Raw genomic sequence first — 3720 nt, 5'->3', positions numbered from 1 at the left:
CTATGGAGCAGCGCAAACACATTTGCGGCACAGACAAGATCAGAGTTCACGTTAAGGACGGTAGCGAGCTTAAGTACTGGGCACAAAAAAATTGTGGATTCCAAGAATGAGATAAGATCAGCCGTCAAGGAGGCTGGCGAGTCGCTTACCGCAGTCCAGCGGCGGATCAAGCTGATCCAGCACGCATGAGAAAGCAGTCCGGCCCAGTGTCGGGATTCGCTACCTGAAGTCCTCTCGCCCATCGCCATTCGCCTCCTGCTACGCTCTCACTTAGCGCCCCTAAGCAGCTCACGGCATCGTTGGGTCGCCAGGAGCCTAAAATGAAATGCGCATTTCTGACGTTCATAACCCTACTCACCTGCTCATCGGCAATAGCATCACCGCCAGATGGAGAAACACTTTTTCAAGATAACTGCGTTGTTTGTCACGGGCCTCGAGGCACGGGAGGATCGGCACCTAAGCTGGCCGGAGATGCCAGTGAATGGAAATCAAAAGTATTTGAGCGAGCAGTGCTGAGCGGTATCGACGACCATGGGAAGCCTCTGAAGGCGCCAATGCCGCATTGGGCTAGCGCTAGCTTCAAATCTGACAGCGGTGTAAAGCCAAGCAAACTTGAAATTGATGCAATTCAGAAATACCTGCATCAGCAAAAGTAGTGTGTTTGCTTCGACCGAATGCTTTCGTTTCGGCGACATGCTTTTCACGCAGTGCTCACATAATGGAGCGCAGATTACCCCTGCTCCTTTGAAGAATTCCCATTTGGCCCGCCCGCATGCGGGCCATTTTTTTGGCTGCTACGCGTTCCTGATTCAAAGGAGAAGTGGCCATACCTGACGTCTATGTTTCGCGTCTTCGGCAGCTTCATAGACGCTGAGCAGAAAGAGTGGTTAGCATCCCACAAACCTAAACGCGCCAAAGGCATCTAGCAGTACGGATGGAGCTGGCGGCCAGATCTAGGCTGCGGGCTATCGTAAGAAGTCATTTAGCACTGTTAGCATTGGCGGCTACGTTAGGTCGGGAGGCTGTTATGGAGGGCTCCGGAGTCGCGTCGTGCAAGATCTACCCGGTTGCGCCGCACTGGAGCATCACGCTGCGTCAATGCCTGTTGCAACCGCCGAGCCACTGCTACACCAGGACAATACGTTTGAGCTTGGCGTTCAGTGCGGCGAACGCCGCTTCGGTACTGGCCTTGTGGTTGGTGATGAGCACGTCGATGCGTTCTGGCGGGCAGAAAGCGACGCGGCTCTCCACGCCGATCTTGCTGTAGTCGGCGAGGATGACCACGCCTTCGGCATTGTCGGCCATGGCGCGCGCCACTTCGGCTTCGCGGTGGTCGTAGTTGCTGGCACCGCGCTGGGCGTCGATGCCGACGGGCGATAACAGCGCGAGGTCGGCCCGATAGCGGCCAATTTCCGCCACCGTGGTGCCGCCAATCGTAGCGGGAGCACGGTCGCCGAGCGAACCGCCCAGTACGATCACCTCGTTGTGCTGGCCGCCTGGCACAGCGGGATTACGCAATTGCAGCGCCACGTTGAACGAGTTGGTGATCACGGTCAGCCCTCCCAGCTTGGCCAGCTCTTCGGCGAGGATGACGGTGGTGGTGCCCGCGTCGATAAACACAGTCTGTCCGTGCGACAGCAGACTGACCGCTGCGCGCGCGAGGTCACGCTTGAATTTGACGTTGATGTTCGCCCGCTCGGCGATGGGCGCTTCGTCCTCAACGCGGATGGCGCCGCCGTGTATCCGCTTCAACTCTCCCTGTTCCTCCAGAGCGACCAGGTCGCGTCGCACCGTCTCGCGTGAAACGTTCAGCTCCGTGACGATGCGGTCGGTGGTGACGCGCTGCAAAGTCGATAGTAGTGCGCGGATCCGCTGGTAACGCTCTTCTTGCCACATACCGGGTGTCCCTGCTGTTCGAGTCGCTGTCCGAGCACGCATTGTGGAGAGGCGTCAGTCGCTGTCAAGTTTGGCGCGGCCTCATGATCATTGGGCTGGCGCAGCCTGCGCGTCATGTTTGTGTGATATTGAGGCATTATTGTTTTTTTGTGTATTTGGAGCTAGCCTCGTGGCCGGACGGTTTCTTCCCCTCGTCCGCATTTCGAAACACGCTTTCGCCATCGCCTCGGTTGTAACCTCTCATTTAGAAGTAGGAGCTATGCCATGCAGCGTCGCCAGTTTCTGAACACCCTCGCCACCGTTTCCGTTGTCAGTCCGCTGTTGTTGTCGTCCCGCATAACGCAAGCCGCCACGCCCCCGGCCACACCAAGTGCGCTGGACCCGGCGCGCTGGTCGCCGCTCAACCAAAAGCGTCTGCAGGCGGTGATCGATGAGCACGGCGTCAAGAGCGCGTCCTACCGCCCTGACCAGCGCCCGTACGCAGTGTTCGACTGGGACAACACCTGCATCATGAACGACTGCGAAGAAGCGCTGCTGGTCTACCAGATCAATCATCTGCAGTACAAGCTGACGCCCGATGAGTTCGCTGAGGTGGTGCGTCAGGACGTGCCGAACGGCGCGTTCATGAAGGACTACACCACGGTGGACGGCAAGCCGGTCAAGATGGAAGACATCGCCAGCGACGTAGAAGCGGATTACCGCTGGTTGCACGCCAACTACAAGGGGCTCGCCGGCGACAAGAGCCTGGAAGAGATTCAGGCCAGCGAGCAGTACAAGGATTTTCTCGCCAAGCTCTACTTTATGTACGACGCGATCTGCGACAGTTACCCGGTGGAGATCGGCTATAAGTGGATTCTGTATTTCTACAAGAACATGACCACGGCTGAGTTGCAGGCGATGGCCGAGGCTTCCAACAACTACGCCATCGGCGACGCACTGCGCAAGGTCAAGTACGAGAGCTCACGCACGTTGCCGGGCAAGGCCGGGGTGGTGGCGGATACGCACTTTCATGGCATCCGCATCCATGAGGAAATCCGCGGCCTGATGCACACGCTGCGCGCCAACGGCATCGACGTCTATGTCAGCACCGCCTCCATCGACGATGTGGTACGCGTGTTCGCGGGCAATCCTCATTACGGATACGACGTTCCGCCTGAGAACGTGATCGGCCTGCGCATGGCGATGGAAGGCGGCAAGTACACCACTCGCTATCAGCCGGACTGGCACTTCAACTACGGGCCGGGCAAGACCGTTGGCATCAAGAACGTGCTGGTTAAACAGAAGGGCTATGGCCCGGTGTTGGTGGCTGGCGACAGCGATGGCGATGCCTGGATGCTGCGCGACTTCAACGATACGGCGGTGGGGGTGATCGTCAACCGCATGAAGAAGGGTGAGATCGGCGCCGACAGCCAGCAGGCCGCTACCCAGTTGGGCACCCCGAACGCCCGCTTCATCCTGCAGGGGCGCAACGAGCACACTGGCCTGATGATTCCAGACGAGAAATCGCTCAAGTACGGTAAAGACGAGCTTAAGCTGCTGGCTTGATGGCACTGGCTCGCGGGTGGCCGGCGGCCATCCGCGAGCCGCGAGCCGCAGTGCAACTCGCCTTGTACCTGCGGGAATGATGATTCTGCGTCGGAAAGTCGTTACCGCTACCGGCCCGAGTGAGTCAGTCGTATCGAGTCAAAATTGTGAGTGGCCCTGGAATTACGAGGCGCGCTCCACAGACCGCTTTTTGGCCGAATGCTGCCTGTCATGAATGATGACGACAACTGTACGCCTAAGAAAAAGGTGGAGAAACGGCCACGGAGAAGGGGCAGTTCC

The 3720-nt window shown here is 58.3% G+C and carries 3 protein-coding genes; 2 read left to right on the top strand and 1 reads right to left on the bottom strand.

Annotated elements, in window-relative coordinates; genetic code table 11:
• Positions 1-320: 320 nt before the first annotated feature.
• Positions 321-656: a c-type cytochrome gene (locus AC1DLB_RS24495; protein ID WP_477744485.1), complete on the top strand. Its 336-nt coding sequence runs from the start codon at positions 321-323 to the stop codon at positions 654-656.
• A gap of 469 nt (positions 657-1125) precedes the next feature.
• On the opposite strand, the gene AC1DLB_RS24490 is transcribed toward AC1DLB_RS24495, so the two are convergent.
• A complete protein-coding gene (locus AC1DLB_RS24490) occupies positions 1126-1896 on the bottom strand; it encodes a DeoR/GlpR family DNA-binding transcription regulator (RefSeq protein ID WP_477744484.1) in 771 nt (256 codons plus the stop codon).
• Between the two features lie 264 nt (positions 1897-2160).
• On the opposite strand from AC1DLB_RS24490, the gene AC1DLB_RS24485 reads away from it, so the two are divergent.
• On the top strand, positions 2161-3441 hold the full coding sequence (locus AC1DLB_RS24485) for a haloacid dehalogenase-like hydrolase (protein WP_018925648.1): 1281 nt from the start codon (positions 2161-2163) through the stop codon (positions 3439-3441).
• The last annotated feature ends 279 nt before the right edge of the window (positions 3442-3720 follow it).

It is taken from the genome of Pseudomonas sp. 05N434 (genome assembly GCF_056396965.1).
Note: the sequence above shows the minus strand (reverse complement) of the source record. Positions and strands in the feature narration are given on the sequence as shown.

What these genes read in the sequence shown, in the direction of transcription:
- AC1DLB_RS24495 (WP_477744485.1), top strand. Translation starts at nt 321, where the DNA reads ATGAAATGCGCATTTCTGACGTTCATAACCCTACTCACCTGCTCATCG.
- AC1DLB_RS24490 (WP_477744484.1), bottom strand. Translation starts at nt 1,896, where the DNA reads ATGTGGCAAGAAGAGCGTTACCAGCGGATCCGCGCACTACTATCGACT.
- AC1DLB_RS24485 (WP_018925648.1), top strand. Translation starts at nt 2,161, where the DNA reads ATGCAGCGTCGCCAGTTTCTGAACACCCTCGCCACCGTTTCCGTTGTC.